This window comes from Corallococcus sp. CA047B, assembly GCF_003612065.1.
Lineage (GTDB): Bacteria > Myxococcota > Myxococcia > Myxococcales > Myxococcaceae > Corallococcus > Corallococcus praedator.
This window is the reverse complement of the sequence record NZ_RAWD01000034.1, coordinates 21,665-45,358: the sequence shown is the minus strand read 5'-3', so window position 1 is coordinate 45,358 and position 23,694 is coordinate 21,665. Positions and strand designations below refer to the sequence as shown.

Here is a 23,694-nt window from a genome sequence, read left to right as displayed (position 1 = left end):
GAGACAGCTGACAGTTCTTTTGGACGCAGTGACATTGAGCGTCCATAGCGTCGGTCACATTCTAGGTCCACCTCGTTGATGGCGCCGTCATCCAGCACGTGAGCGGTGGCGCGGGGCAGCAGCACCACGTCACCCGCGGACAGGAACATCGGTTGCGCTGAACCCTCCACCTGAAGGCGCAGTCCTCCCCGCGTCACCACGTAGAAGGACGCATTGACCTTGCTGGGCAGGCGCAGCGCCCACGGTGCACCCAGTTCGAAGCGACCGAAGAGCAGCGTCTTGAACCGCAGCGTCTCCAGCACATCGGAAACCACGTCGGTCTTTTCGTCTGGCATCCCTGGACGCGCTGACAGTTCTTTTGGACGCAGTGACATTGAGCGTCCATAGCGTCGGTCACATTCTAGGTCCACCTCGTTGATGGAGCTTCCCATGGATCTCGCCGCCCCCACCTCCGACCTGACCCGCATGATGGACGCTCACCTCGCGCTCATCGGCACGGACATCGAACGCTGGCTGGGCCTGTTCGCCAACGATGCCGTCGTTGAATTCCCCTACGCCCCCTCGCTCGGAATGCCTTCGCGCCTGGAGGGCATCGAAGCCATCCGGGCCTACTTCGTGCCCATCACCCAGCGCTTCCAGGGGCTCGCCTTCGCGGACGTCCAGCGCTACCCGACCACCGACCCGAACGTCGGATGGATGGAGGTCCACGGCTCGGCGACGCTGCTGCCGTCACACTTCCACTACGAACAGGACTACGTGATGCGCCTGCACCTGCGCGAGGGGCGCATCGTGCGCTACCGCGAGTACTGGAACCCCCTGGCCGCTCCGGCGGGAAGCTTCGGCAAGGAGCAGGCATGAAGCCGCGCATCCTCGTCACCGGCGCCTCTGGCAACACGGGACGTCCCATCGCGGAAGGGCTGGCCTCGGAAGGGTTCCGGGTGCGGACCGCCACGCGGAGCACGACGCCACCGTTCCCCTCCGCCGACCACGTCCTCTTCGACTGGGCGGACCCCACCACGCACGAACCCGCGGTGGACGGCGTGGACCGGATGTACCTGCTGCTGCCCCCGCTGGATGCGGACCCGTCCCTCCTCATGAATCCGTTCATCGAACGCGCGCTGGCCAGGGGCGTGCGGCGCGTCGTCCTGCTCAGCGCCTCCGCCATTCCGGAGGGAAGCCCGGGACTGGGACAGGTGCACCGCTTCGTGCGCGAGCACGCACCGGAGTGGAGCGTGCTGCAGCCGTCGTGGTTCATGCAGAACTTCGCCAACCCCCAGAACCAGCACGGGGCCAGCGTCCGGCGCGACGGCACGCTGATGACCTCCACGGACAAGGGGCGCGTCGGGTTCGTGGACACGGCGGACATCGCGGCGGTCGGCGTCCGGGCGCTCGCGGATGAGCCCTCCCATGACACCGCGCACGTCATCACCGGCCCCCAGGCGCTGAGCTACGACGACATCGCGGCGGTGATGTCCCGGGTGTCGGGCCGCCCCATCCGGCATGTGCATGCAAGCCAGGAGGAGGTGCGCCGGCACCTTCAGGAGGGGACGGGTATGCCGGAGGCCTACGCAAGGCTGCTCGCGGGCCTGGACGTCACCCTCCGGGATGGGGCCGAGGACCGCGTGACGGACACCGTGCTGCGCGTCACCGGCCGGGCACCGCGCACCTTCGAAGCCTTCGCCCGCGCCCACGCCCACGTCTGGCGTTGACCCGGTGACTTCGGCTCCCTCCCCACATCAGCGCATCCGCTGGGGCTGGTTCCTGCTCCTCGTGGGTCTCGTCATCGGGAGCGGGTGGAGCGCGGAGACACGGTGGGGCGAAGGGTCCGCAGCCCGTGCTGACGGTCCAGGCGACGACGCGCGACGTGCCCGTCTTCATGGTGGGGCTGGGCGCGGTGCATTCGCGACCAGGCCAAAGCTCTCGGCGGCAAGCCACCTCGACCGCCCCCTCCGTCAGTGCGAAGTCTGAGCCCCTGCGCCTCCGTACCTTCCCGTGAAACCAACCCGGGGTTGCCATGAGCAAGGACGGCCGCAAGAAGCAGGATGGGAAGAAGCAGGGCCAGAAGACGGCCGCCATGAAGACCTACCAGGAGGGAGAGCGCTTTCCGGGCCGTATCGGCAGGACCTGGGAGGAGTCGGAGCCGGCCTTCCCCGTTCCCCCCACCGCGCCGAAGGACGCGCCCAACATCCTCTATGTCATCCTGGACGACGTTGGCTTCGGCTGGTGTGAGCCCTTTGGCGGCATGATCCGCACGCCGCACCTGATGCGGCTCGCCCAGCAGGGCCTGCGCTACACGCACTTCACCACCACGGCGCTCTGCTCACCCACGCGCTCCTGCCTCATCACCGGGCGCAACCACCACTCCGTGGGCATGGCCAACATCACCGAGCTGGCCACGGGCTTCCCCGGCTACAACGGCCGTCAGCCGCAGGACAAGGCCGGCGTGCCCGCCATGCTCCACCAGTACGGCTACACCAGCTACTGCGTCGGCAAGTGGCACAACACGCCGTCGGAAGAGACGACCCTCGCCGGCCCCTATGATCGCTGGCCCACGGGGCCCGTCTTCGGGTTCGACCGCTTCTATGGCTTCCTCGGCGGCGACTGCGACCAGTGGAACCCGAAGCTGTTCCTGGACCGCGAAGCAGTGGATCCGCCGCGCACGCCGGAACAGGGCTACCACCTGTCCGAGGACCTGGTGGACCGGACCATCAGCTGGATCTCCCAGCACCACTCCGTCCAGCCGACGAAGCCCTGGTTGACGTGGCTCGCCCTGGGATGCGCGCACGCACCGCACCACGTCGCGCCCGAATGGGCAGACAGATACAAGGGCCAGTTCGACATGGGCTGGGATGCCTACCGCGAGCAGGTGCTGGCGCGGCAGAAGGAGATGGGCATCCTTCCCCAGGACGCCAGGCTCGCGCCCATGCTGGAGGGCGTCCAGCGCTGGGATTCCCTGTCCGCCGACGAGAAGCGCCTCTTCGCGCGCATGGCGGAGATCTACGCCGGCTTCGTCGAACACGCCGACGCGCAGCTCGGCCGCCTGATGCAGTTCCTGGAACAGACGGGGCAGTTGGAGAACACGCTCGTCTTCGCCTTCATCGGGGACAATGGCTCCTCCGGTGAAGGGACGTTGACGGGCTTGTTCAACGAGCAGTCGGTGGCGAACAACGTCCCGGAGACGGTGGCGCAGAACCTGGCGCGCCTGGACCAGTTCGGCCAGCCCAACTCCTACAACCACTACCCGGTGGGCTGGGCCATGGCGGGAAACGCGCCGTTCCAGCTCTGCAAGCAATACACGCACTTCGGCGGGGTGCGGAATCCCCTCATCGTCCACTGGCCCCGGGGCATCCAGGCGAAGGGGGAGCTGCGCACGCAGTACCACCACGTCATCGACATCGTTCCGACCATCCTGGAAGCGATTGGGGTGGAGGCGCCGCGTACCATCAACTCCGTGCAGCAGGAGCCCGTCGAGGGCTACGTGATGAACGACTCATTCAACGACGCGAAGGCGCCGTCGAATCACGTCACGCAGTACTTCGAGATGCTGGGCAACCGGGGCCTGTACCACGACGGCTGGAAGATCGTGACGTACCACGGGCGCAAGCCGTGGGAGAACACGGCGCGCTGGGGCTTCGATGAAGACCACTGGGAACTCTACAACCTCAACGAGGACCCCACCGAGTCCAACGACCTGATGAAGGGGCGGGACCGGGCGAAGCTGGACGACCCGATGGTGAAGAAGCTCATCGAACTGGTGGGCATGTGGTGGGCGGAGGCGGGGCGCTACCAGGTGCTCCCCCTGGACGACCGGTTCCAGATCCGCGCACTGGGGCGGCAGGGCCTCTACACCGAGCGCGAGCGTCTGACCTTCTACGAAGGCAGCGTGCGCATCCAGGAGTTCGCGGGGCCGGACACCAAGAACCGCTCCTGGGAGATGACGGCGGAGGTGGAGGTGCCCGCGGGCGAGGCGCAAGGCCCCGTCGTCGTGCTGGGTGGTTCCTCCGCCGGGTGGTCGCTGTACCTCCAGAAGGGCGTGCCGGCGTTCTGCTACAACTTCCCGGGGCCCGAATACACATACATCCGGGGCACCGCGGCGCTCACGCCGGGCCGGCACCTGCTGCGCTACGAGTTCGAGAAGACCGGACCGGAGCCCTTCGGCGCGGGCGGCACCGGGCGGCTCTTCGTGGACGGGAAGCAGGTGGCGGAAGGGAGGATTCCGCGAACCGTGTCCGTGGGCTACTCCATGGACGAGACCTTCGACCTGGGCTGCGACAAGGGTACGGCGGTGAGCCCCGAGTACCCGTCCAACGCCAGCTTCAACGGCCGTGTCCTCCGCGTGGACTTCGACCTCAAGCCGGACTTCCACCCGGACCACGATGACCCGGCCAGGAAGGCCGAGGCGAGATTCCAGCACGAGATGCTGCGGCAGTAGAAACGCCCCGGGGCAGGCGTGAGCCTGCCCCGGGGATGCGGCACGGGTCCTGTCTTGAATCAGTCCAGGAAGCCGTCGAGCTGGGAGTAGGCCCCCCACTGCTCGGAGTAGATGATGCTCCCGGGCACGACACCGGTTCCATGGTCGAGCAGCATGAGCTTGCCCGCCGGAGGCGTCCGATTGATGGACAGCAACTGGCTGCGGCCCTTGTTCCCGAAATCACCCGCGAGCTGGAGGTCGTTCTGGTCCAACCAGTTCGTCAGGTGCCCCGGCGTGCTCCAGGGCTCCTGATAGACGGCGGTGCCGAGCTGGGTGGGGGTCACGTTGAGGGCGTAGTCGATCACCATCAGCCGGCCACCAGTCCCGCCGCGATTGATGAACATCACCTGGTCGTGACCCAGCCCACGGAAATCCCCCACGAGCCGCCGGTCGTCCTCGTCCAGCCAGTCGCTCGACAGCCACGAGGCGCTGGTCCACAGCTCGGAGGCACGCGTGACGCCGCCCAGCACGCCGGTCGAGTAGTCCACCACCGCCACCTTGCCGCTCTCACCGCTGCGGTTGATGAACATGAGCTGGTCATACCCCAGGCCCATGAAGTCGCCGGCGAGCTGCAGGTCGTTGGCGTCCATCCATCCGCTCAGCAGCTGGGACTCGCCCCACTCCTCGCGGTAGGCGATGGAGCCGAACCGGCCCGGCGCCGAAGGCGTCTTGAAGTCCATCAGCATCAGCTTTCCCGTCTGGCCCTCGCGGTTGATGAACATCACCTGGTCATGTCCCCGGTTCGCGAAGTCCCCCACGAACCGCAGGTCCTCGTCGTCCAGCCAGCCGCCCAGCAGGGTGCTCTCCGAATAGGCCTCATAGCCGACCATCAGCCCCGGGACCTGGGTGGACTTGAAGTCCAGCACCATCAGCCGGCCCGCGTCGCCACTGCGATTGATGAACAACACCTGGTCGTAGCCCAGGCCCATGAAGTCACCCACGAGCTGGTCATCGTCCTCGTCGATCCACCCGCTCAGCAGCAGGTGCTGTCCCCACTGTTCCGTGTAGCCCGCCACGCCCGGTGCGGTGAGGCCCCCGTAGTTGACCACCTTCACCTTGGTGCCGGCGCCATCCGGGTTGATGTACATCACCTGGTCGTACCCCAGGTCCATGAAGTCGCCCTTGAGCTGGATGTCCGAGCCATACTTCACGTGATAGCCCGCCTTCGGATGCCAGGTGATGGTCCCGCCCTGGAAGTGATTGCGCTTCAGGCCGCTCGGCAGGGTTTGCGTATCGTCCAGCGGGTAGCCCAGCGGGCTGTTCTCATGGCCCAGCTGCGCATACCGGGTGGCGATCTCCCCCTGGACCTCGTGCGTCCCCACATCCGGGTGGAAGTAGATGTACCCGAGCTGGTACTCACGGTAGCGCCCGTGGTCCTTGGCGGCCCCTTCCGCGCTGACAGGCAACCCCAACCGCGTGATCCCGAGGACTCCATACTTCCGGCTCACATAACTGCCGTACATGGAGGTCAGTCCGCCGATGTCGCTGTCGCTGAGCTCGGCTCGCTGACCGATCTGCACACCGGAGGGAACTGTCTGCGTGGCGGTGAAGAGCGGCAGTCGGTTCTGGGTGTTCGGGTCGACCTTGGAGCAACTGCTGAAGCGCGAGTAGTGCATGATGGAGCCATAGTCATACGGACTGTTGACGTCCTCCTGCACCTTGTCGAACTCATCCAGGCAGTCAGCGAAGTTCTGCTCGTGCACCTGGATGAACTGGTCGCGGTCCTTGCGGCTCTGTTCGTGATAGAGGCCGATGGCGTGGCCCAGCTCGTGGAGGATGCTCCCGAACGAGCACTCCGGTCCCACCCAGAGGGGCTGCGGATTGGCGACAATGATCCGGCCGGAGAGCCGCCCGACGACGGACTTGCACGTGCTGGGATCGTCCGGCAGCCGGATGACAACACAGCTTCCGAGGAAGTCACACTCCGCCTGCCACTTGAAACGGATGACGGTGTACTTCTCCCACTCGGCCATCGCCGCCCAGACTGCGGGCTTGCGTGACTCGGGGAAGTTATAGGCGAAGGTGTACGTCACCTCTCCGCTCGGCCAGAGGTTGTCGTCGTCGTGGTAGCCCACACTGGAAGCGCTCACCCCGGACCGCGCACCGGGCTGCGCATTGCGCAGCCGCTGGCTTTCCGCCTCGACCTGCTCCACCGGCCCCAGCAGGACATCGCCGAAGGCGACCGCCCAGCCATCCTCCACCCGGTAGTTCACGTCCTGGGGCGTCTTGCTGCGCCCCAACGGCAGGAACGCCGAGCCCCGGACCTCGGGTGTCTCGGCCTGCGGTTGAACCTCTTCCGCCGGGGTGCTTTCCGGCACCTTTGTCTTCTCATCCTGCCCGCAGCCAGCCCCGACCAGCGACAGCAGGAAGACGCCCCCAGCCAATGCGCGGGCGCCCCGCGCCCCGCGATGGTTCTTTCCCATGTTCTTTGTTTCCCTTGTCAATGGATCGCAACAGCCTTCGAGCCACGGGGGATGCGCTCTGGCATCCGCGCCCTGCTCGGGAGATCCACAGAGCACAAGGCATGCCAGACATGCGCATGCGTGCGGGACCGCGAGGGCGTGAGGGGGCCTCACTGCGTCTGGGGCCCGCCGCGCCAAACACAGAGGTTCGTGCGGACCCATGGGGAAACGTCCATCCAGATGGACTGCCGTCTCGGGTTCAAGACGGTCCCGGTCCTCCCGGCAGCGCGCTCCGGGGGAGGTGCTTGCGCCAGGCAACCCGTTTGCACCTTCGCGGACCCGCCCGGGCGCTTCACGACTAAACTCCTGGGCGGGGAGGCCCCGGGCCATGACGGTCCATGGGAGATGCCTCTCCTAGAAGCGGGGGCCGCACATGACGAAGCGGAACGTCTGGATGCTCTGCGCGGGATTGGGCCTGGGCATCGGTTGCGGGCAGGTCGAGGAAGAGGCGCCCGTGCCTTTCGGGGACCCGGCCCTGCACAGCCAGGAGGAGACGATGGCCTCACTCGCCGCCCGGTACCAGTGGGAGTGCTACCCGGAGCGCTATGGCTTCACCCCGCCTCGGGAGGTCGTGCGATTCCCCGCCGAGCACGAACCCCAGGGAGAGCTGCTGATGAGCTGGAATCAACCGGGATGCGGCCATCCGGAACAGCTCGCGCTCATCTTCGCCGCGCTGGAAGGACGCGTCCCGATCCACATCGTCGCGGCGGCTCCGCTCCACTCGGGGATCATCCAATGCCTGTCCCAGGCGGGCATGACCCGCGCTCAGATATGGGAGCTCGGCCTCGTCCCCTTCAGGGTGGACACTGAGTGGATCCGCGACCATGGGCCGGACGCCGTGGTCGGCGCGGATGGGAAGCGGCGCTTCGTGGACACAGTCCTCCGTCCCATGCAGGCCGTCCAGTGCAGCAGCTTCGACTTCTACGAGCGTTCCGACCGCATCCCCACCGTGCTGGGCGAGTGGTGGGGTGTCCCGGTGGACCGGCCGGCCGTGGTGCTGTCGGGCGGCAACCTGCTGACGGACGGCGCGGGACGGTGCTTCCGCGCCCGGCGGGAGACCAACGCGCGCAACTGCTTCCCCGTCTGGTGCTATTCGGAGGAGGAGACGGATGAGGCCATCGGCCGCGCGCACGGCTGCGACGTCGTCACCCTGGAGTCGCTGGAAGGAGGCGTCGTCGACCACATCGACATGTGGATGGCGATGCTGTCCTCCAAGACCGTGCTCGTGGGCCGCTACGACGTCCACGACGACGCCATCAACGCGGCCATCCTGGACCGCAATGCGCGGCGGCTGGCGGACCTGGGCTACGACGTCGTGCGCATTCCCATGCCCACGCCCTACTGCCAGGACGCCGGTGACTCCTGCCTGGGAGACCCCGGGCGCGTCCGGGAGTGCGACGGCACCAACACCCGCGTCTGGGCCACGTACCTCAACTCCATCCGGCTTGGGGACGTGATGGCCGTGCCCGTGTACCGCTGGGTGCCGGGCTCCCTGGCGTACCGCCATCAGCGCCAGGAACAGGAGGCCCTGGCCACCTACCAGTGGGCCCTGGACCGCGAGTTCGGCCCAGGCGCGGTGAAGGTGCACCCCATCCCCTCCGACACCGTCATCCCCTGCCAGGGCGCGCTGCACCGGCTCACGAAGACGTTGCGCTGAACGCGCGCCCTGCTCGCGTGGCCCCGGAGCACGGACGGTCAGGCGCCACCGCCTCCCTTGAAGGAGGCGGTGGCGGGGGCATCGCTCAGGTGCAGGTCTTCGGGTAGCTGGTGTTCGGCAGGCACTGCTTCACCTGCCCGCCGTTGCAGCCGCACCAGTTCGACGTGCACTGCGAATCGCTGTTGCACGCCGTCCAGTTGCCACACTGCTTCGGGTACGTGGAGTTCGGCAGACACACCCGCGCCGTCCCACCATTGCACCCACAGCGGTTGGACGTGCAGTCCGCATCCCCGCTGCACGAGGCCCAGTTCGGCTGGAGCTCGGACTGCACGCTGCCCATCTCCGGCGCCGACGTCACCCCTTCATCCGAAGCCATGTCCATCCCACCGCAAGCCAGCAAGGGAAGGACCACCAACGCAAGGAACAGGCTCTGACGCTTCATGGCATTACCTCCGTGTACGGATTGCGTCCCCCGGCACTGGACGTGGCGCCTCGGGACGCTCGATCCCTACCAAAAGCCGTAAATCAGCACAAAACCGCTTAATCATTATTAATTGCATTAAATGCGCACACTTGCGGACGTCCCCTCCGGCCGGGTCACGGCCCCATTGCCCCACGGCCCCATTGCGCCTATGGGACGGGGGATGGCGTGGCCCGCCGGATGGCCACTCTCCCCAGCGAGGACGCAGCATGTCGTCAGAGCCTCTCCCCAGCGCCACGGCGTTTCCCCCTCCTTCCGTCGAGGAATGGCGCCGGCTCGTGGACAAGGACCTGAAGGGCAAGCCCTTCACGTCGCTCCAGTCGCCCCTCGAAGGCGGCCTGTCCCTCCAGCCCCTCTACACGGCCCAGGACGCTGGCGCGCCCGCTGAGCCGCCCGGCGTCGCGCCCTATGTGCGAGGAACGCAGCCTTTGGGCCACACCGAGGGTGGCTGGCTGGTGTGCCAGGAGTACGCCGGACCGGACGTGACGCAGACGGCCGAAGCCCTCCGCACCGACCTGGAGCGTGGTGGCCAGGGCGTCTGGCTGCTGCTCGACGCGCCGCACGGCGTCGACGTGAAGGACGCGGCGGCCCTGGAGCGCCTGCTGGCGCACGTGCCGTTGGAGCGCACGCCCGTGCACTTCGAGCCGACCACCGACCTGCTTGCCCCCTCCACGTTCCTATTCCAGGTGGCCCAGAAGGCCGGTGTTCCGAAGCAGGCCCTGAAGGGCAGCCTGGGCGTCGATCCCGTGGGCGCCCTGGCGCGGCTGGGCACGGCGAAGGTGGACGTGGCCGCGACCCTGGCGAAGGCCGCCCCCCTGGTGACGTCGCTGCTCAAGGACGCCCCGGGCCTGCGCGCGCTGCTCGTGTCGTCGCGGGCCTGGGCGGACGCGGGCGCCACGTCCGTGCATGAGCTGGCGTGGACCCTCGCCACCGGCGTGGAGTACCTGCGCGAACTGGAGCGCGCGGGGGTGTCACCCGGGGACACGGCGCGCTCGATGCAGTTCGCCCTGTCCGTGGGCGGGCAGTTCTTCCCGGAGATCGCCCGGCTGCGCGCGGCGCGGCTGCTCTGGTCCAAGGTCGTCGCCGCCTCCGGTGGCGCGCCGGAGTCGCAGGCCATGGCGCTGCATGCGCGCACCGCCAGCGCCACCAAGACGCAGCGCGACCCGTGGGTGAACATCCTGCGCGCCACCGCGGAGTCCTTCGCCGCCGTCCTCGCGGGCGCGGACAGCGTGAGCACGTCCCCCTACGACGAACCCCTGGGCACGCCCGACGAACAGGGTCGCCGGCTCGCGCGCAACACGCAGCTCATCCTGCGCGACGAGTCCAGCCTCAACCGCGTCGCGGACCCCGCGGGCGGCAGCTACTACCTGGAGCAGCTCACCGACGACATCGCGCGCGCGGCCTGGGCGGAGTTGCAGCGCATCGAGGCGCTGGGCGGCATCACCCAGGCGCTCGTGCAGGGCGACGTGGCCCGCGTCCTCACCGAGACGCGCGCCGCGCGCGACAAGGCCGTGCGCACCCGCAAGCTGCCCATCGTGGGCGTCAGCGAGTTCCCCCACCTGACCGAGGCCCCCGTGCAGCGCGAGGCCCACGCCGCCGCGCCCGTGCAGGGCGAGGGCGTCGTCGCGCCGCCGCGTCCCTTCCGCTTCTCGGAGCCCTTCGAGTCCCTGCGCGACGCGAGCGACCGCCACCACGCGGCGCACGGCGTCCGGCCCCGCGCCTTCATGGCAAACCTGGGCACGGTGGCGGAGCACACCGCGCGCTCGACGTGGATCTCCAACGTGCTGGCCGTGGGCGGCATCGAAGCGGATGAGCACCGGGGCTTCCCGGACGCGGCCGCTGGCGCTGAGCTGTTCGCGAAGTCGGGCACGTCGCTCGCCGTCATCTCCGGTCCGGACGCGCTCTATCCGGAGCAGGTGCCCGCGCTCGTCGCGGCCTTGAAGGCGAAGGGCGCGCGCACGGTCGCCGTCGCGGGCCGTCCCGGTGAGCACGAGGCCGCCTTCCGCGCGGCCGGTGTCGATCTCTTCCTCTACGCGGGAGCGGACCTGTTCCAGCTCCTGAAGACGCTGCACCAGCAGCTGGGAGTCGCCTGATGCGCCCCACCGTTCCCGACTTCTCCCGCGTCGCGTTCGACGCCCCTGAGACCCAGGCCGCCCCCGCCGTGCGCGACACGCAGCGCGCCCACGCGAGCGAGGCCACGCGCACCGCCGAGCGCTGGGACACCCCCGAGGGCATCCCCGTCAAGCCGCTCTACACCCGCGAGGACCTGGAGGGCGTGGATCACCTGGGCTCGCTGCCCGGCCTGCCCCCGTTCGTGCGCGGCCCGTACGCCACCATGTACGTGCAGCAGCCGTGGACGGTGCGCCAGTACGCGGGCTTCTCCACCGCGGAGGCGTCCAATGCCTTCTACCGGCGCAACCTGGCGGCCGGACAGAAGGGCCTGTCCATCGCGTTCGACCTGGCCACGCACCGGGGCTACGACAGCGACCATCCTCGCGTCGCGGGCGACGTGGGCATGGCGGGCGTGGCCATCGACTCCATCAAGGACATGCGCATCCTGTTCGACCGCATCCCGCTCGACCAGATGAGCGTGTCGATGACGATGAACGGCGCCGTCCTGCCCGTGCTCGCGCTCTACGTGGTCGCGGCCGAGGAACAGGGCGTGAAGCCCGAACAGCTCAGCGGGACCATCCAGAACGACATCCTCAAGGAGTTCATGGTCCGCAACACGTACATCTATCCGCCCGGTCCCTCCATGCGGATCATCGGGGACATCTTCAAGTTCACGGCGGAGAAGATGCCGCGCTTCAACAGCATCAGCATCAGCGGCTACCACATGCAGGAGGCCGGCGCGACGCAGGACCTGGAGCTGGGCTACACGCTCGCAGACGGCGTGGAGTACGTGAGAGCGGGCCTCGCCGCCGGCCTGGGCGTGGACGCGTTCGCCCCGCGCCTGTCGTTCTTCTGGGCCATCGGGATGAACTTCTTCATGGAGGTGGCGAAGATGCGCGCCGCCCGCCTCCTCTGGGCCCGCCTCATCAAGGGCTTCAACCCGAAGAGCGACAAGAGCCTGGCGCTGCGCACCCATTGCCAGACGTCCGGCTGGAGCCTCACCGCGCAGGACGTCTACAACAACGTCGTGCGCACCTGCGTGGAGGCCATGGCCGCGACGCAGGGCCACACCCAGAGCCTGCACACCAACTCGCTGGATGAGGCCATCGCGCTGCCCACCGACTTCAGCGCGCGCATCGCCCGCAACACCCAGCTCTACCTCCAGTTGGAGAGCGGCACCACGCGCGTCATCGACCCGTGGGGCGGCAGCTACTACGTGGAGCGCCTCACCCACGAGCTGGCGCAGAAGGCCTGGGGCCACATCCAGGAAGTGGAGGCCCTGGGCGGTATGACCAAGGCCATCGAAGCGGGCCTGCCCAAGCTGCGCATTGAAGAAGCCGCCGCGCGCACCCAGGCGCGGATCGACTCCGGGCGCCAGGCCATCATCGGCGTGAACAAGTACCCGCCGGAGCGCGAGGACCGCATCGAGATCCTCAAGGTGGACAACTCCGCGGTGCGCGAGTCTCAAATCGCCCGGCTGCGCGAGCTGCGCGCCGAACGCAACGCGGAGGAGGTGCGCCGCCGGCTGGACGCGCTCACCGAAGCCGGACGCCGCAACGAGGGCAACCTGCTCGCGCTCGCCATCGACGCGGCGCGGGCGAAGGCCACCGTGGGTGAGATCAGCGACGCGCTCGAGAAGGTCTACGGGCGCTACGAGGCCACCGTGCGCAGCGTGTCCGGGGTGTATTCGGCGGAGGCCGGCGGGGCGCAGGGCATCGCGGAGGCGCGGGCGAAGGCGGACTCCTTCCTGGCGCGCTTCGGCCGCCGGCCGCGCATCCTCATCGCGAAGATGGGCCAGGACGGCCACGACCGCGGGCAGAAGGTCATCGCCACGGCGTTCGCGGACCTGGGCTTCGACGTGGACATCGGGCCGCTGTTCCAGACGCCGGAGGAGTCCGCGAAGCAGGCGGTGGAGAACGACGTGCACGTGGTGGGCGCAAGCTCGCTCGCGGCCGGCCACCTCACGCTGGTGCCCCAGCTCAAGCAAGCGCTGAAGGCGCTGGGCCGCGAGGACATCATGGTGGTGGTGGGCGGCGTCATCCCCGCCCAGGACTACGAGCAGCTCAAGGCCGCGGGCGCCGCCGCCATCTTCGGCCCGGGCACGGTCATCGCGAAGGCGGCCATCGAGCTGCTCGACAAGCTGGCCGCCGCGCTGGAGGAAGAGGCGTGAAGTCGCTGCCCGCGGACACCTACGTGGAAGGCGTGCGGGCGGGAGACCGGGCGGTGCTCGCGCGCGCCATCACCCTGGTGGAGAGCGAGCACCCGCGCCACGCGGCGCTCGCGCAGGAGGTCCTCACGCGGCTGTTGCCCCACACCGGCAGGAGCCGGCGCGTGGGCATCAGCGGCGTGCCGGGCGTGGGCAAGAGCACCTTCATCGACGCGCTGGGCATGCACCTGGTCGGAAGCGGGCACCAGGTCGCGGTGCTCGCCATCGACCCGTCCAGCAGCGTGTCCGGCGGCAGCATCCTGGGCGACAAGACGCGCATGGCGCGGCTGGCACGCGCGCCCGCGGCGTACATCCGGCCCAGTCCTTCCAGCGGCACGCTGGGCGGCGTCGCGCGCAAGACGCGGGAGACGCTGCTCCTGTGCGAGGCCGCGGGCTTCGACGTGGTGCTGGTGGAGACGGTGGGCGTGGGCCAGTCCGAGACCGTGGTCGCGGACCTGGTGGACTTCTACCTGGTGCTGATGCTCGCGGGCGCGGGCGACGAGCTGCAGGGCATCAAGCGCGGCATCCTGGAGGTGGCGGACATGGTCGCCATCAACAAGGCGGACGGCGACAACAAGCTCCACGCGGCGCAGGCCCGCGCCCAGTACCGGGCCGCCCTGCACCTGATGCGCCCGGGCGCGGAGCCCGTGGTCACCACCTGCAGCGCCATGGAGGGCACCGGCATCGACACGCTGTGGGACTCCGTGGAGTCCGCCGTCGCCCAGCGTGAGGCATCCGGGGAGCTGGCCCTGCGGCGGACCCGGCAGCAGGTGGGCTGGATGTGGGCCATGGTGCACGACGGCCTGCGAGCGGCCCTGCGAGCGCACCCCGAGGTGTCCGCCCTCATCCCCTCGCTGGAAGAGGACGTACGCGAAGGGCGCGCGACGCCGACCTCGGCCGCACTGCGTGTGCTGGGGGCCTTCCTTCCCCAAACGCAGGGCTGACGAGCCGCGTCGTGCAGGCGGCAGCGCCTGTCTCAATCGCTTGCCGGGCCCGCATCGCACTCCTAGTGTACGCCCGTGCGACACCCCCAACCGACGACCGCTCCCCAGCCCTACAAGCCGCGCCACCACGTCCGCATCGTCACGGCCGCCAGCCTCTTCGACGGACATGACGCGGCCATCAACGTGATGCGCCGCCTCATGCAGTCCTCGGGCGCGGAGATCATCCACCTGGGGCACAACCGCTCCGTGGCGGAGATCGTCGACTGCGCCATCCAGGAGGACGCCCAGGGCATCGCCCTCACGTCCTACCAGGGCGGCCACGTCGAATACTTCAAGTACATGATTGATTTGCTGCGCGAGCGCGGCGCGAACATCAAGGTGTTCGGCGGCGGCGGCGGCACCATCCTCCCCACCGAAATCGAGGAGCTGCACCAGTACGGCGTCACGCGCATCTACTCGCCGGATGACGGCCGGGCCATGGGCCTGCAGGGGATGATCGACGACCTCATCTCCCAGTGCGACTTCGAGGTGCGCCCCGCGGACTTCAAGCCCCTCTTGAAGGAGCCCCTGCCCCGCGAGCCCGCGCGCATCGCGTCGCTCATCACCATCGCGGAGAACTTCGCGGAAGCGGGCGAGGAGCTGCGCACGGCGCTCGCGAACGCCCGGGTGGAGCACCCGCGCGTGCCCGTGCTGGGCATCACCGGCACCGGTGGCGCGGGCAAGTCCAGCCTCGTGGATGAGCTGGTGCGGCGCTTCCTGGCGGACTTCCCGGACAAGACGCTCGCCGTCCTCTCCGTGGATCCGTCCAAGCGCAAGTCCGGCGGCGCGCTCCTGGGCGACCGCATCCGGATGAACGCCATCGACAACCCGCGCGTCTACATGCGCTCGATGGCGACCCGACAGAGCAACCTGGCGCTGTCGCGGCACGTCGCCCACTCCATCGAGGTCTGCAAGGCGGCGGGCTTCGACCTCATCGTGGTGGAGACCTCCGGCATCGGTCAGTCAGACACGGAGATCACCGAGCACTCGGACGTGGCGCTCTACGTCATGACGGCCGAGTACGGCGCGGCGACGCAGCTTGAGAAGATCGACATGCTCGACTTCGCGGACGTCATCGCCATCAACAAGTTCGACAAGCGCGGCTCGCTGGACGCGCTGCGCGACGTGCGCAAGCAGTGGCGGCGCAACCACAACGCCTTCACGCTGCCCGAGGACGCGGTGCCCGTGCACGGCACCATCGCCTCGCAGTTCAACGACCCGGGCATGAACACGCTCTACCGGGCCATCATCGACGCGCTGGTGAAGAAGACGGGCGCGTCGCTGCCGTCGGGCTTCGCGCTCACCCCCGGCATGAGCGAGAAGAAGTGGATCATCCCCCCGGAGCGCACCCGCTACCTGGCGGAGATCGTCGAGGCCTGTGAGTCCTATGACGGCTTCGTGCGCGCCCAGGCCGCCATCGCCCGGCGCATGTACCAGCTCCACGGCACCATCCAGGCCCTGCGCACCAACGTGGGCAAGAAGCGCCTGGAGATCGTCGAGCCCAAGGACGCCTCCGACGTGGTGCAGGTGACGGAGCGCGTGGAGGGAGAGCCCGCGTACCTGGGCGACCTGGTCGCGCTGTACCAGGACCTGGAGAGCCGCCTGCACGCGGACTGCCGGCGCCTTTTGGCCGAGTGGCCGGCGACGAAGAAGCGCTACGCCGCGTCCAAGTACCAGTTCCAGGTGCGCGACAAGGTCATCGAGCTGGACCTCATCTCCGAGTCCCTCTCCCACCTGCGCATCCCCAAGATTTCCCTTCCCCGGTATGAAGACTGGGGCGACATCCTGACGTGGCTGCTGCGGGAGAACGCGCCGGGCGCCTTCCCGTTCACCGCGGGCGTCTTCCCGCTCAAGCGCGAGGGTGAGGACCCGGCTCGCATGTTCGCGGGCGAGGGCGGCCCGGAGCGGACCAACAAGCGCTTCCACTACGTGTCGCGCGGCCTGCCGGCGAAGCGCCTGTCCACGGCGTTCGACTCGGTGACGCTGTACGGCGAGGACCCGGACCACCGGCCGGACATCTACGGCAAGGTGGGCAACTCCGGTGTGTCCATCGCCAACGTGGACGACGCGAAGAAGCTCTACTCCGGCTTCGACCTGGCGGACCCGTCCACCTCCGTGTCGATGACCATCAACGGCCCCGCGCCCATGCTGCTGGGCTTCTTCCTCAACGCCGCCGTGGATCAGCAGTGCGAGAGGTGGATCCGCGCGCAGGGCAAGGTGGAGGAGGTCGAGAAGCGCATCGAGGAACTCTACAAGGCGCGCGGCGTGCCGCGTCCGCGCTACCAGGGCGAGCTGCCCCAGGGCAACGACGGGCTGGGCCTGCTGCTCTTGGGCGTGTCCGGCGACGAGGTGCTGCCACCGGAGGTCTACGCGAAGATCCGCGCGCAGACGCTCCAGGCGGTGCGGGGCACGGTGCAGGCGGACATCCTCAAGGAGGACCAGGCGCAGAACACCTGCATCTTCTCCACGGAGTTCGCGCTCCGGGTGATGGGCGACATCCAGCAGTACTTCATCGACCAGAAGGTGCGGAACTTCTACTCGGTGTCGATCTCCGGCTACCACATCGCGGAGGCCGGGGCGAACCCCATCTCCCAGCTCGCGTTCACGCTGGCGAACGGCTTCACCTTCGTCGAGTACTACCTGTCGCGCGGGATGCACATCGACGACTTCGCGCCCAACCTGTCGTTCTTCTTCTCCAACGGCATGGACCCCGAATACGCGGTGCTGGGGCGCGTGGCTCGCCGCATCTGGGCCAAGGCCATCCGGGACAAGTACGGCGGCAACGACCGCTCGCAGAAGCTGAAGTATCACATCCAGACGTCTGGCCGGTCCCTGCACGCGCAGGAGATCGCCTTCAACGACATCCGCACCACGTTGCAGGCGTTGCTGGCGCTCAACGACAACTGCAACTCCTTGCATACCAACGCGTACGACGAGGCCATCACCACGCCCACGGAGGAGAGCGTGCGGCGGGCGCTGGCCATCCAGCTGGTCATCAACAAGGAGTTCGGCCTGTCGAAGAACGAGAACCCCAACCAGGGCTCGTTCATCATCGAGGAGCTGACGGACATGGTGGAGGCGGCGGTGCTGGCGGAGTTCCGCGCCATCTCCGAGCGCGGCGGCGTGCTGGGCGCGATGGAGCGCATGTACCAGCGCTCCAAGATTCAGGAAGAGTCGCTCTACTACGAGATGCAGAAGCACGACGGGACGCTGCCCATCATCGGCGTGAACACCTTCCTGGATCCGAAGGGCTCTCCCACCGTGACGCCGCCGGAGGTCATCCGCGCGACGAAGGAGGAGAAGGACTACGCCATCACCGCCCGCGACGCCTTCTGGAAGCGCAATGAGAAGACGTCCGCGCAAGCGCTGGAGGCGGTGCGCCGCGCGGCGCTGGACAACGGCAACGTGTTCGGCGCGCTGATGGACGCGTGCAAGGTGTGCACGCTGGGCCAGCTGTCCCGCGCGCTGTACGAGGTGGGCGGTCAGTACCGGCGCAACATGTAGTGCGCCGCGACGTCGCGGTCCCGGCCATGAGCCCGGGACCGCGATGGGACGGCCTCAGGGGCCCAGGTCCTCGAACTGGCAGGCGTAGTCGCCCAGGACCGCTTCGTACTCCGCCATCAGGTCGACGGAGTAGGTTCCGGTCTGGAGCTGCGTGTAGGTCTGGGTCCACCGCGAGTCCACGTGCTCGCGGGGCACCTCCAGCCGGTTGTCCTGGGCGTCACGCACGACCGCGTAGAGCTGCACCTGCCCCGGCGTCTCCTTCCAGTCGCAGCCGAACCGGTAGCGCCGCCCCGCGATCGCCTGGAAGGAGAAGAAGTCGTGGTCGTAGGCGTCGGGGATGTGGCCCGTGATGGCCTGCACCGGCCCCGTGAGCGGCGTCGCCGTGGCCAGGGTGTCTCCGTGGTCGTCCTCGCCCAGGTCCTCGAACTGGAGGGCGTAGTTCTGCTGCACCCACCGCGGCACCAGGAACGCGTTGAGGTTGATGCTCACGTAGTGCGTGGACTGGGAGGCCTTGAAGGTCGTGGTCGTGCGCTCGGAGGTCGAACGGGTGAAGGCTCCACCCGGGACGGCATCCAGGATCTCGCAGGACATCAGGCCGTCTTCGGTGCACGACGCCCGGTAGTGGTGCTGGGGCACGACGCGCAGGGAGAAGACGTCCCGGTCCATGAAGGTCTCCATCTTCCCCTGGACGGACGCCGTGCCGGCCGGAAGCGCGGTCGCGGTCTCCATCGTGTCTCCGTGGTCCTCGGCCCCCAGGTCATTCAGCAGACAACTGTAGGGAGCCAGCGTCGCGGGGTACGTGATGTCATTGATGGAGGCATAGAACAGCCCGCCCGGTGACTTGAAGGCGATGCTGCCCTCCCGGATCTCCTCGAAGAAGATGTCGTACGCGGCGATCGCATACTCCTGGTCCCTCCGGTTGACGAAGGCCATCTCCCAGTACGGCGTCGGGAAGGTACAGGTGAGGGCATAGACCCGGTCCGCCACGGTCTGGAACGAGAGCAGGTCCCGCTCGTAGTAGTGCTCATTGATGCCCGTCAGGGGCTGCGCCGAGGGCACCCAGGGGGCCGCGAAGGCGAACAGGTCCGCCTGGTCATCCGGCCCCGTGTCCACGAAGCGGAAGGCGAAGGGCCGGCGGGCGTCCTCGTAGAACGCGGAGATCTCCAGCGTGTAGACGGCGTTCGCCGCGAAGCCCGACCAATGCCAGGTGTAGGGCATCCAGCTCGGCACCCCGTCCCCCATGACACCGTAATCGAGCGACACACCCGCCGCGTCCCGCAGATTCAGGACATAGCCCTCCGTCTCGACCTCCACGATGAAGTCGTAGTGCCGCCCGGCCTGGGCGACGAAGGCGAACCGGAGCGGAACCTCCTTGTTCCCCCAGGGGACGGAATGGACCTCCGTCTCCGAGGGCGTCAGCAGCGTGTGGCCGTCCGGGATTTCAGGTGCCGGGCACGGCGGGGCGCTACCGTCCTCGCACCGACACACCGGCAGCCCTTCCTGGATGGAGCACGTCCCCTCGGAACAGGAGAAGCCATCGCAGGTGGGCTCCGGCTCCACGACGGTTCCGGCGTCAAGGCCCGCGTCCACGACAACCCCCGCGTCAGGGCGAGGGTCGGGGGTCGAATCACAGGCGCCCAGGATGGACAGACAGGCACAGAGAAAAAAGGCAGACAGCAGGTGCTTCGTCACAGGCATGAAAAGGGCCTCCCCCTCGGAGGACGCGCACCCTATCCGAAGCCTGACTGTCTGCCCATCCTCCGCTCCGTTTGACTTTCAGTACGGGCTCGCCGTGGGGCGGATGATGATCTCACTCACATCCACGTCCGCGGGCTGGGCGATGGCGTAGGCGATGGACCGGGCCACGGCCTCCGCCGGAATCGCGCCCTTCCTGAACTCACGCATCACCTCGCGGGCGTTCGGGTCGGAGATGCTCTCCGCCAGCTCCGACGTCGTGACGCCCGGGGAGATCACCGTCACGCGGATGTCCGCGCCCACCTCCTGGCGCAGGCCCTCCGAAATCGCCAGCACCGCGAACTTCGTGGCGCAGTAGACGGCCGCCGTCGGGCTCACCGTGTGCCCCCCGATGGACGACACGTTGATGAACTGGCCCGCCTTCTGGCGCTTCATCACCGGCAGGCCCGCCGCGATGCCATGCAGCACGCCCCGGATGTTCACGTCGATCATCCGGTCCCACTCCTCCACCTTCAGCATCTCCAGGAGCGACAGCGGCATCACGCCCGCGTTGTTGATGAGCACGTCCAGCCGCCCGAACTCCTTCAGCGTGAAGTCCACGAAGCCCTGCACGTCCTCGCGCTTCGTCACGTCCAGCGCGCGCACCCGCGCCTCGCCGCCCTTCGCCTTCAGCTCGGAGGCCAGCGCCTCCAGCCGGTCCACGCGCCGCGCCCCCAGCACCACCTTCGCGCCCTGCTGGGCGAGCAGGCGGGCCGCCGCCTCGCCAATGCCGCTGCTCGCTCCGGTGATGGCCACCACCTTGCCCTGGATGTTCGTCGTCATGTGCCTGTCCTCTCGTGATTGGCCGGCGCGTGAAGTCCGCCGGGAACATGCACACCCTCTCAAGACGGGCCCGGGAGGCGGTATCCGGATGCTCCCGGACTCTTGCCCATTCCTGCACGGGCGCCCCGCTGCGTTCGGGATTAAGACAGGCATCGCATGACGACCGACCGTCCCGCCCCTGCCCTGAACCCGCACCTGTCCGCGCTCGCGACGCTGCTGAAGCGCCATGCGCCCACGGACGGCATCCACGCGACGGCCATTCCCCGGCTGGTCCTCATCCGCGCCTCGGAGCCCACCACGCCCCTGCACGCGCTGCATGCGCCGGCGCTCTGCATCGTGGCGCAAGGCCGCAAGCAGGTGCTGCTGGCGGACGAATCGTATGTCTATGGCCCGGACCAGTGCCTGGTCGCGTCGGTGGACCTGCCCGTCACGGGACAGGTGGTCGAGGCCTCCTCCGCCACGCCGTACCTCTGCTTCCGGCTGGACCTGGAACCCGGCCAGTTGGGCGACCTGATGATGGAGGCGCAACTGGAGACACCCGCGTCCCAGGGGATGGTCCGGGGACTGGCGCTGGGCCCGGTGGGTGCGCCGCTGCTGGACGCGACGGCGCGGCTCGTGCGACTGCTGGACACGCCGCGAGACATCCCCGTGCTGGCGCCGCTCGTCATCCGCGAGATCCTCTACCGCCTGCTGTCGGGTGAGAACTCCGAACGGCTGCGGAGGATTGCCCTGGCCGACAGCCGCCTGGAGTCCGTCACCCGCGCCATCCACTGGCTCAAGGCGCACTACACCGCGCCCCTGCGCATCGAGCGGCTGGCGCGCACCGTCCACATGAGCCCGTCCGCGCTGCACCACCACTTCAAATCCGTCACGGCGATGAGTCCGCTTCAATACCAGAAGCAGCTGCGGCTCCAGGAGGCCCGCCGGCTGATGCTGGCGCAGGCCATGGACGCGGCGATGGCCGGACACTCCGTGGGCTATGAGAGCCCGTCCCAGTTCAGCCGCGAGTACAGCCGGCTGTTCGGGGCCCCTCCTTCCCGCGACATCGCGCGGCTGCGGGAGTCGCTGGCCACCACGCCCTGACGCGAAGCCTCGGCCCTCGGGGACGGCCTGTCCGTCCTCGCAATGACAGTCATGGCCCAGGCCCGCCGTGCCAGCCGTCCCAGGGTCCCATGGACACCCTGCCCGCCCGTCCACAGCTTGAGCCCTCTTCCCGTCCCCGGATGCAGGCCACCGCGCAGGGAGGAGTGCCCGGGAGGAGGGCTGACATGTCGTCGGATGAAGACGTGAGGCAGGGTTTGATGCGCACGGCCATGCTGCTCGATGCGCAGGAGCTGGAGCACCTGGCCCATGGTGCCGTGCGCGACACGGTCCTGCCTCCGGCGAAGAGCGCCGTGCAAGCCCTGCGGATCCACCTCTCGCGGCTGGCCGGGGACCCGGACGTGCTGCCGCCCCCGCGCGCCTTCCGGGAGAAGGTGAGCCACGCCCTCCAGGCCTTGAAGGGGACCGCGCCCGCGCTCTTCATCGACAAGCTGTGTGAGCGCCTCGCCTTCGAGCGGACCAGCTCCCGGCTCTACGCGAGCCTCCTCCTCAAGACCCACACCCTGGGCACCTTCGCCGGGGGCCCCACGCCCGAGCGGCTCCTGGAGCTGCACAACCAGGAGCTGGAGCACCTGGGCATGGTGCGCGAGGGCCTGCTGCGCTTCGGGGCCCATCCCTCGCTGCGGACGCCCTCCGGGGACGTCGCGAGCGCGCAGTCCCGGGGGCTCATCCAGGCCGTCGACGCCCCGGGGGCCACGCTGATGGACGCCCTGCGCGCGACGCTCGTGTCGGAGCTCATCAACAACGCGGGCTGGGCGCTGCTCGTCGACCTGGCCTCGGAGCTGGGACCGCCCGACCTGGAGCTGGCCTTCCGCGACGTGCTGCACGTGGAATCACATCACCTGGCGGAGGTCACCGTCTGGGTCGCGAACGGGACGTACACGGACGCGCCCTCCACCAACAACCCCTACCCCGTCAGCCTCTAGCCAGGGGACGCCGCTGGGCGACCTTCGCGCGGACGGCCTCGATGAAGGCCGGCTTGTCCGCGCTCGTGCGCACGCCCTCGAAGTCCAGGCCCAGGTTCTCCGCGATGGCCCGCAGGTATTCCAGACAGGGCTCGTCGCCGGAGCGCTTGCCTTCCGCGAACACCGGATGACAGGTGGGGCAGTAGTTGACCGCCCAGACGCGCTCGCCCGGCGGAATCTCCAGGGAGACAGGGCTGCCGTCGCTCACGCCCTCTTCATAGGGCTCGATGCACCAGACGCCGGTCTCGTCGTCGGAGCCCATGAGCAGCTCGCGGTAGTTGAGGCTGGGGACGAACTCCCAGTCTCCCCAGTCATAGCCATACGGCCGCGTCTCGGTGCGCCGGGCGCGGCCCCGGGCCTGCTCGAAGTCGCCGGTGTCCTCGGGGGCGTCCTCTTCGGCGAAGAAGAACAGGTCCAGGATGGCCTGGTCGTCGCCCATCCCCTCCTCCTCGCACTCCTCGCCCGTCTTCTCCCCGCACGTGTACGACGTGGGGGGGCCGCAGACACTGCACCGGTAGTCATGGACGCCCATGCCCGGATGCTAGCAGTCCCCTCCGGCACGGGTCAGTCGTCGTCGTAGTCCCCGTCGCCGTCGCCCCCGCCGACCAGCACCAGCTCCGGGACATCGAAGGTACAGGTCAGCTCGCCCCCGTCCGCGTAGCGATAGACGAAGTGGCCTTCCGCGTGGTCCAGCGCCACCCGGTCCAGCGTCACCGAGCCCTCCACCGGAACCCCGGGCACGGCGAGATAGCCCATCAGCGTGCCCCCCATGTTCCCCCCCCACCGGGCCACCAGCGACCGGTCCTCGGGCTCCAGCCGGTCCTCCTTCGCAAACAGCTTCACGGTCTTCGCCTCGCCCTCCTCGACCGAGGCGCCGCGCACCAGTTGGATGTCCACCCCGAACTCCTGGAGACCCTCGACGCGGTCCGGCGTGTAGCTCAGGTCGATCAACGTGCTCGGCGTCCCGTCCTCCAGGAAGTCGATGCGCGTCAGGACAGCGTTGCTGGAGATGGGCCAGTTCACGCTCTGGCCCAGATGGGTGCCCTTGCATTCACCTTCTGGCTGGGGGTCGCAGGCGGAGAGCAGCAGGGCACAGGCAAACAGTGGAAGGACGGGGCGCGACGATTGGGTCATGCCCCCATCCTAGACGGAGGGTCGCGGACTTCCGCCAGCACCCCTGGAACTGGGGGCTCCAGGCAATTCCTGTCATCCCTCCTGGTACGGGGGGTGAGGTG

General features: G+C 68.6%; 17 protein-coding genes. 10 read left to right on the top strand and 7 right to left on the bottom strand.

From position 1 onward, the window contains the following. Positions 1-431 (bottom strand): cupin domain-containing protein (locus D7X74_RS08810; RefSeq protein WP_233602030.1); only part of this gene is annotated, 431 nt, incomplete at its 3' end. On the opposite strand from D7X74_RS08810, the gene D7X74_RS08805 reads away from it, so the two are divergent. From D7X74_RS08805 to D7X74_RS08795, 3 genes are all read left to right on the top strand, one after another. Then, positions 430-858 (top strand): nuclear transport factor 2 family protein, encoded by a 429-nt coding sequence (locus D7X74_RS08805; protein WP_120532478.1) that lies wholly within the window; start codon positions 430-432, stop codon positions 856-858. The two genes, D7X74_RS08810 and D7X74_RS08805, sit on opposite strands and share 2 nt — an antisense overlap. Then, positions 855-1,709: an NmrA family NAD(P)-binding protein gene (locus tag D7X74_RS08800; protein ID WP_120532477.1), complete on the top strand. Its 855-nt coding sequence runs from the start codon at positions 855-857 to the stop codon at positions 1,707-1,709. The genes D7X74_RS08805 and D7X74_RS08800 overlap by 4 nt, the downstream gene beginning before the upstream one ends. Positions 1,710-2,014: 305 nt before the next feature. Beyond that, positions 2,015-4,432: an arylsulfatase gene (locus tag D7X74_RS08795; RefSeq protein ID WP_233602029.1), complete on the top strand. Its 2,418-nt coding sequence runs from the start codon at positions 2,015-2,017 to the stop codon at positions 4,430-4,432. A 59-nt stretch (positions 4,433-4,491) separates the two neighbouring features. On the opposite strand, the gene D7X74_RS08790 is transcribed toward D7X74_RS08795, so the two are convergent. Further along, on the bottom strand, positions 4,492-6,894 hold the full coding sequence (locus tag D7X74_RS08790; protein WP_158622199.1) for a M12 family metallopeptidase: 2,403 nt from the start codon (positions 6,892-6,894) through the stop codon (positions 4,492-4,494). Positions 6,895-7,306: 412 nt separating this feature from the next. Between D7X74_RS08790 and D7X74_RS08785 the strand changes: the two genes are divergently transcribed. Then, entirely contained in the window at positions 7,307-8,590 is a 1,284-nt protein-coding gene (locus D7X74_RS08785) for an agmatine deiminase family protein (protein WP_120532475.1), read from the top strand. 85 nt (positions 8,591-8,675) lie between these two features. Here D7X74_RS08785 and D7X74_RS08780 read toward each other — a convergent pair whose 3' ends face one another. Beyond that, positions 8,676-9,032 (bottom strand): hypothetical protein, encoded by a 357-nt coding sequence (locus D7X74_RS08780; RefSeq protein WP_120532474.1) that lies wholly within the window; start codon positions 9,030-9,032, stop codon positions 8,676-8,678. Between the two features lie 248 nt (positions 9,033-9,280). Here D7X74_RS08780 and D7X74_RS08775 point away from each other — a divergent pair, with 248 nt between their 5' ends. The 4 genes from D7X74_RS08775 (at position 9,281) to D7X74_RS08760 (ending at position 17,876) form a co-directional block, all read left to right on the top strand. Further along, on the top strand, positions 9,281-11,164 hold the full coding sequence (locus D7X74_RS08775; RefSeq protein ID WP_120532473.1) for a methylmalonyl-CoA mutase family protein: 1,884 nt from the start codon (positions 9,281-9,283) through the stop codon (positions 11,162-11,164). Continuing rightward, the gene (scpA, locus tag D7X74_RS08770) at positions 11,164-13,353 is read left to right on the top strand and encodes a methylmalonyl-CoA mutase (protein WP_120532472.1); all 2,190 of its coding nucleotides are present in this window, start codon (positions 11,164-11,166) and stop codon (positions 13,351-13,353) included. Before D7X74_RS08775 ends, scpA begins: the two co-directional genes overlap by 1 nt. After that, on the top strand, positions 13,350-14,333 hold the full coding sequence (gene meaB / locus D7X74_RS08765; protein WP_120532471.1) for a methylmalonyl Co-A mutase-associated GTPase MeaB: 984 nt from the start codon (positions 13,350-13,352) through the stop codon (positions 14,331-14,333). Before scpA ends, meaB begins: the two co-directional genes overlap by 4 nt. 75 nt (positions 14,334-14,408) lie before the next feature. Beyond that, positions 14,409-17,876, top strand: a complete 3,468-nt coding sequence (locus D7X74_RS08760) for a methylmalonyl-CoA mutase family protein (RefSeq protein WP_120532470.1) — start codon at positions 14,409-14,411, stop codon at positions 17,874-17,876. Positions 17,877-17,930: 54 nt separating this feature from the next. Here the strand turns inward: D7X74_RS08760 and D7X74_RS08755 are convergent, their stop codons facing one another. Beyond that, positions 17,931-19,574 carry a hypothetical protein gene (locus D7X74_RS08755; protein WP_147446508.1) on the bottom strand — a complete coding sequence of 548 codons (1,644 nt, stop codon included), beginning with the start codon at positions 19,572-19,574 and terminating at the stop codon, positions 17,931-17,933. A 78-nt stretch (positions 19,575-19,652) separates the two neighbouring features. After that, entirely contained in the window at positions 19,653-20,393 is a 741-nt protein-coding gene (locus D7X74_RS08750) for an SDR family oxidoreductase (protein ID WP_120532468.1), read from the bottom strand. 156 nt (positions 20,394-20,549) lie between these two features. On the opposite strand from D7X74_RS08750, the gene D7X74_RS08745 reads away from it, so the two are divergent. Together D7X74_RS08745 and D7X74_RS08740 are read left to right on the top strand one after the other, a co-directional pair. After that, positions 20,550-21,476 (top strand): AraC family transcriptional regulator, encoded by a 927-nt coding sequence (locus D7X74_RS08745; RefSeq protein ID WP_120532467.1) that lies wholly within the window; start codon positions 20,550-20,552, stop codon positions 21,474-21,476. Positions 21,477-21,661: 185 nt separating this feature from the next. Beyond that, positions 21,662-22,420, top strand: a complete 759-nt coding sequence (locus D7X74_RS08740; RefSeq protein ID WP_120532466.1) for a ferritin-like domain-containing protein — start codon at positions 21,662-21,664, stop codon at positions 22,418-22,420. Here the strand turns inward: D7X74_RS08740 and D7X74_RS08735 are convergent. Then, positions 22,410-22,991: a hypothetical protein gene (locus D7X74_RS08735; protein ID WP_120532465.1), complete on the bottom strand. Its 582-nt coding sequence runs from the start codon at positions 22,989-22,991 to the stop codon at positions 22,410-22,412. The genes D7X74_RS08740 and D7X74_RS08735 overlap by 11 nt on opposite strands. A 32-nt stretch (positions 22,992-23,023) precedes the next feature. Beyond that, a complete protein-coding gene (locus D7X74_RS08730) occupies positions 23,024-23,593 on the bottom strand; it encodes a hypothetical protein (RefSeq protein WP_120532464.1) in 570 nt (189 codons plus the stop codon). Positions 23,594-23,694: the final 101 nt, after the last annotated feature.

Bases quoted from the DNA above. Each gene is read 5' to 3' on its own strand.
- D7X74_RS08805 (WP_120532478.1), top strand. From the start codon at position 430: ATGGATCTCGCCGCCCCCACCTCCGACCTGACCCGCATGATGGACGCT.
- D7X74_RS08800 (WP_120532477.1), top strand. From the start codon at position 855: ATGAAGCCGCGCATCCTCGTCACCGGCGCCTCTGGCAACACGGGACGT.
- D7X74_RS08795 (WP_233602029.1), top strand. From the start codon at position 2,015: ATGAGCAAGGACGGCCGCAAGAAGCAGGATGGGAAGAAGCAGGGCCAG.
- D7X74_RS08790 (WP_158622199.1), bottom strand. From the start codon at position 6,894: ATGGGAAAGAACCATCGCGGGGCGCGGGGCGCCCGCGCATTGGCTGGG.
- D7X74_RS08785 (WP_120532475.1), top strand. From the start codon at position 7,307: ATGACGAAGCGGAACGTCTGGATGCTCTGCGCGGGATTGGGCCTGGGC.
- D7X74_RS08780 (WP_120532474.1), bottom strand. From the start codon at position 9,032: ATGAAGCGTCAGAGCCTGTTCCTTGCGTTGGTGGTCCTTCCCTTGCTG.
- D7X74_RS08775 (WP_120532473.1), top strand. From the start codon at position 9,281: ATGTCGTCAGAGCCTCTCCCCAGCGCCACGGCGTTTCCCCCTCCTTCC.
- scpA (WP_120532472.1), top strand. From the start codon at position 11,164: ATGCGCCCCACCGTTCCCGACTTCTCCCGCGTCGCGTTCGACGCCCCT.
- D7X74_RS08755 (WP_147446508.1), bottom strand. From the start codon at position 19,574: ATGCCTGTGACGAAGCACCTGCTGTCTGCCTTTTTTCTCTGTGCCTGT.
- D7X74_RS08750 (WP_120532468.1), bottom strand. From the start codon at position 20,393: ATGACGACGAACATCCAGGGCAAGGTGGTGGCCATCACCGGAGCGAGC.
- D7X74_RS08745 (WP_120532467.1), top strand. From the start codon at position 20,550: ATGACGACCGACCGTCCCGCCCCTGCCCTGAACCCGCACCTGTCCGCG.
- D7X74_RS08740 (WP_120532466.1), top strand. From the start codon at position 21,662: ATGTCGTCGGATGAAGACGTGAGGCAGGGTTTGATGCGCACGGCCATG.
- D7X74_RS08735 (WP_120532465.1), bottom strand. From the start codon at position 22,991: ATGGGCGTCCATGACTACCGGTGCAGTGTCTGCGGCCCCCCCACGTCG.
- D7X74_RS08730 (WP_120532464.1), bottom strand. From the start codon at position 23,593: ATGACCCAATCGTCGCGCCCCGTCCTTCCACTGTTTGCCTGTGCCCTG.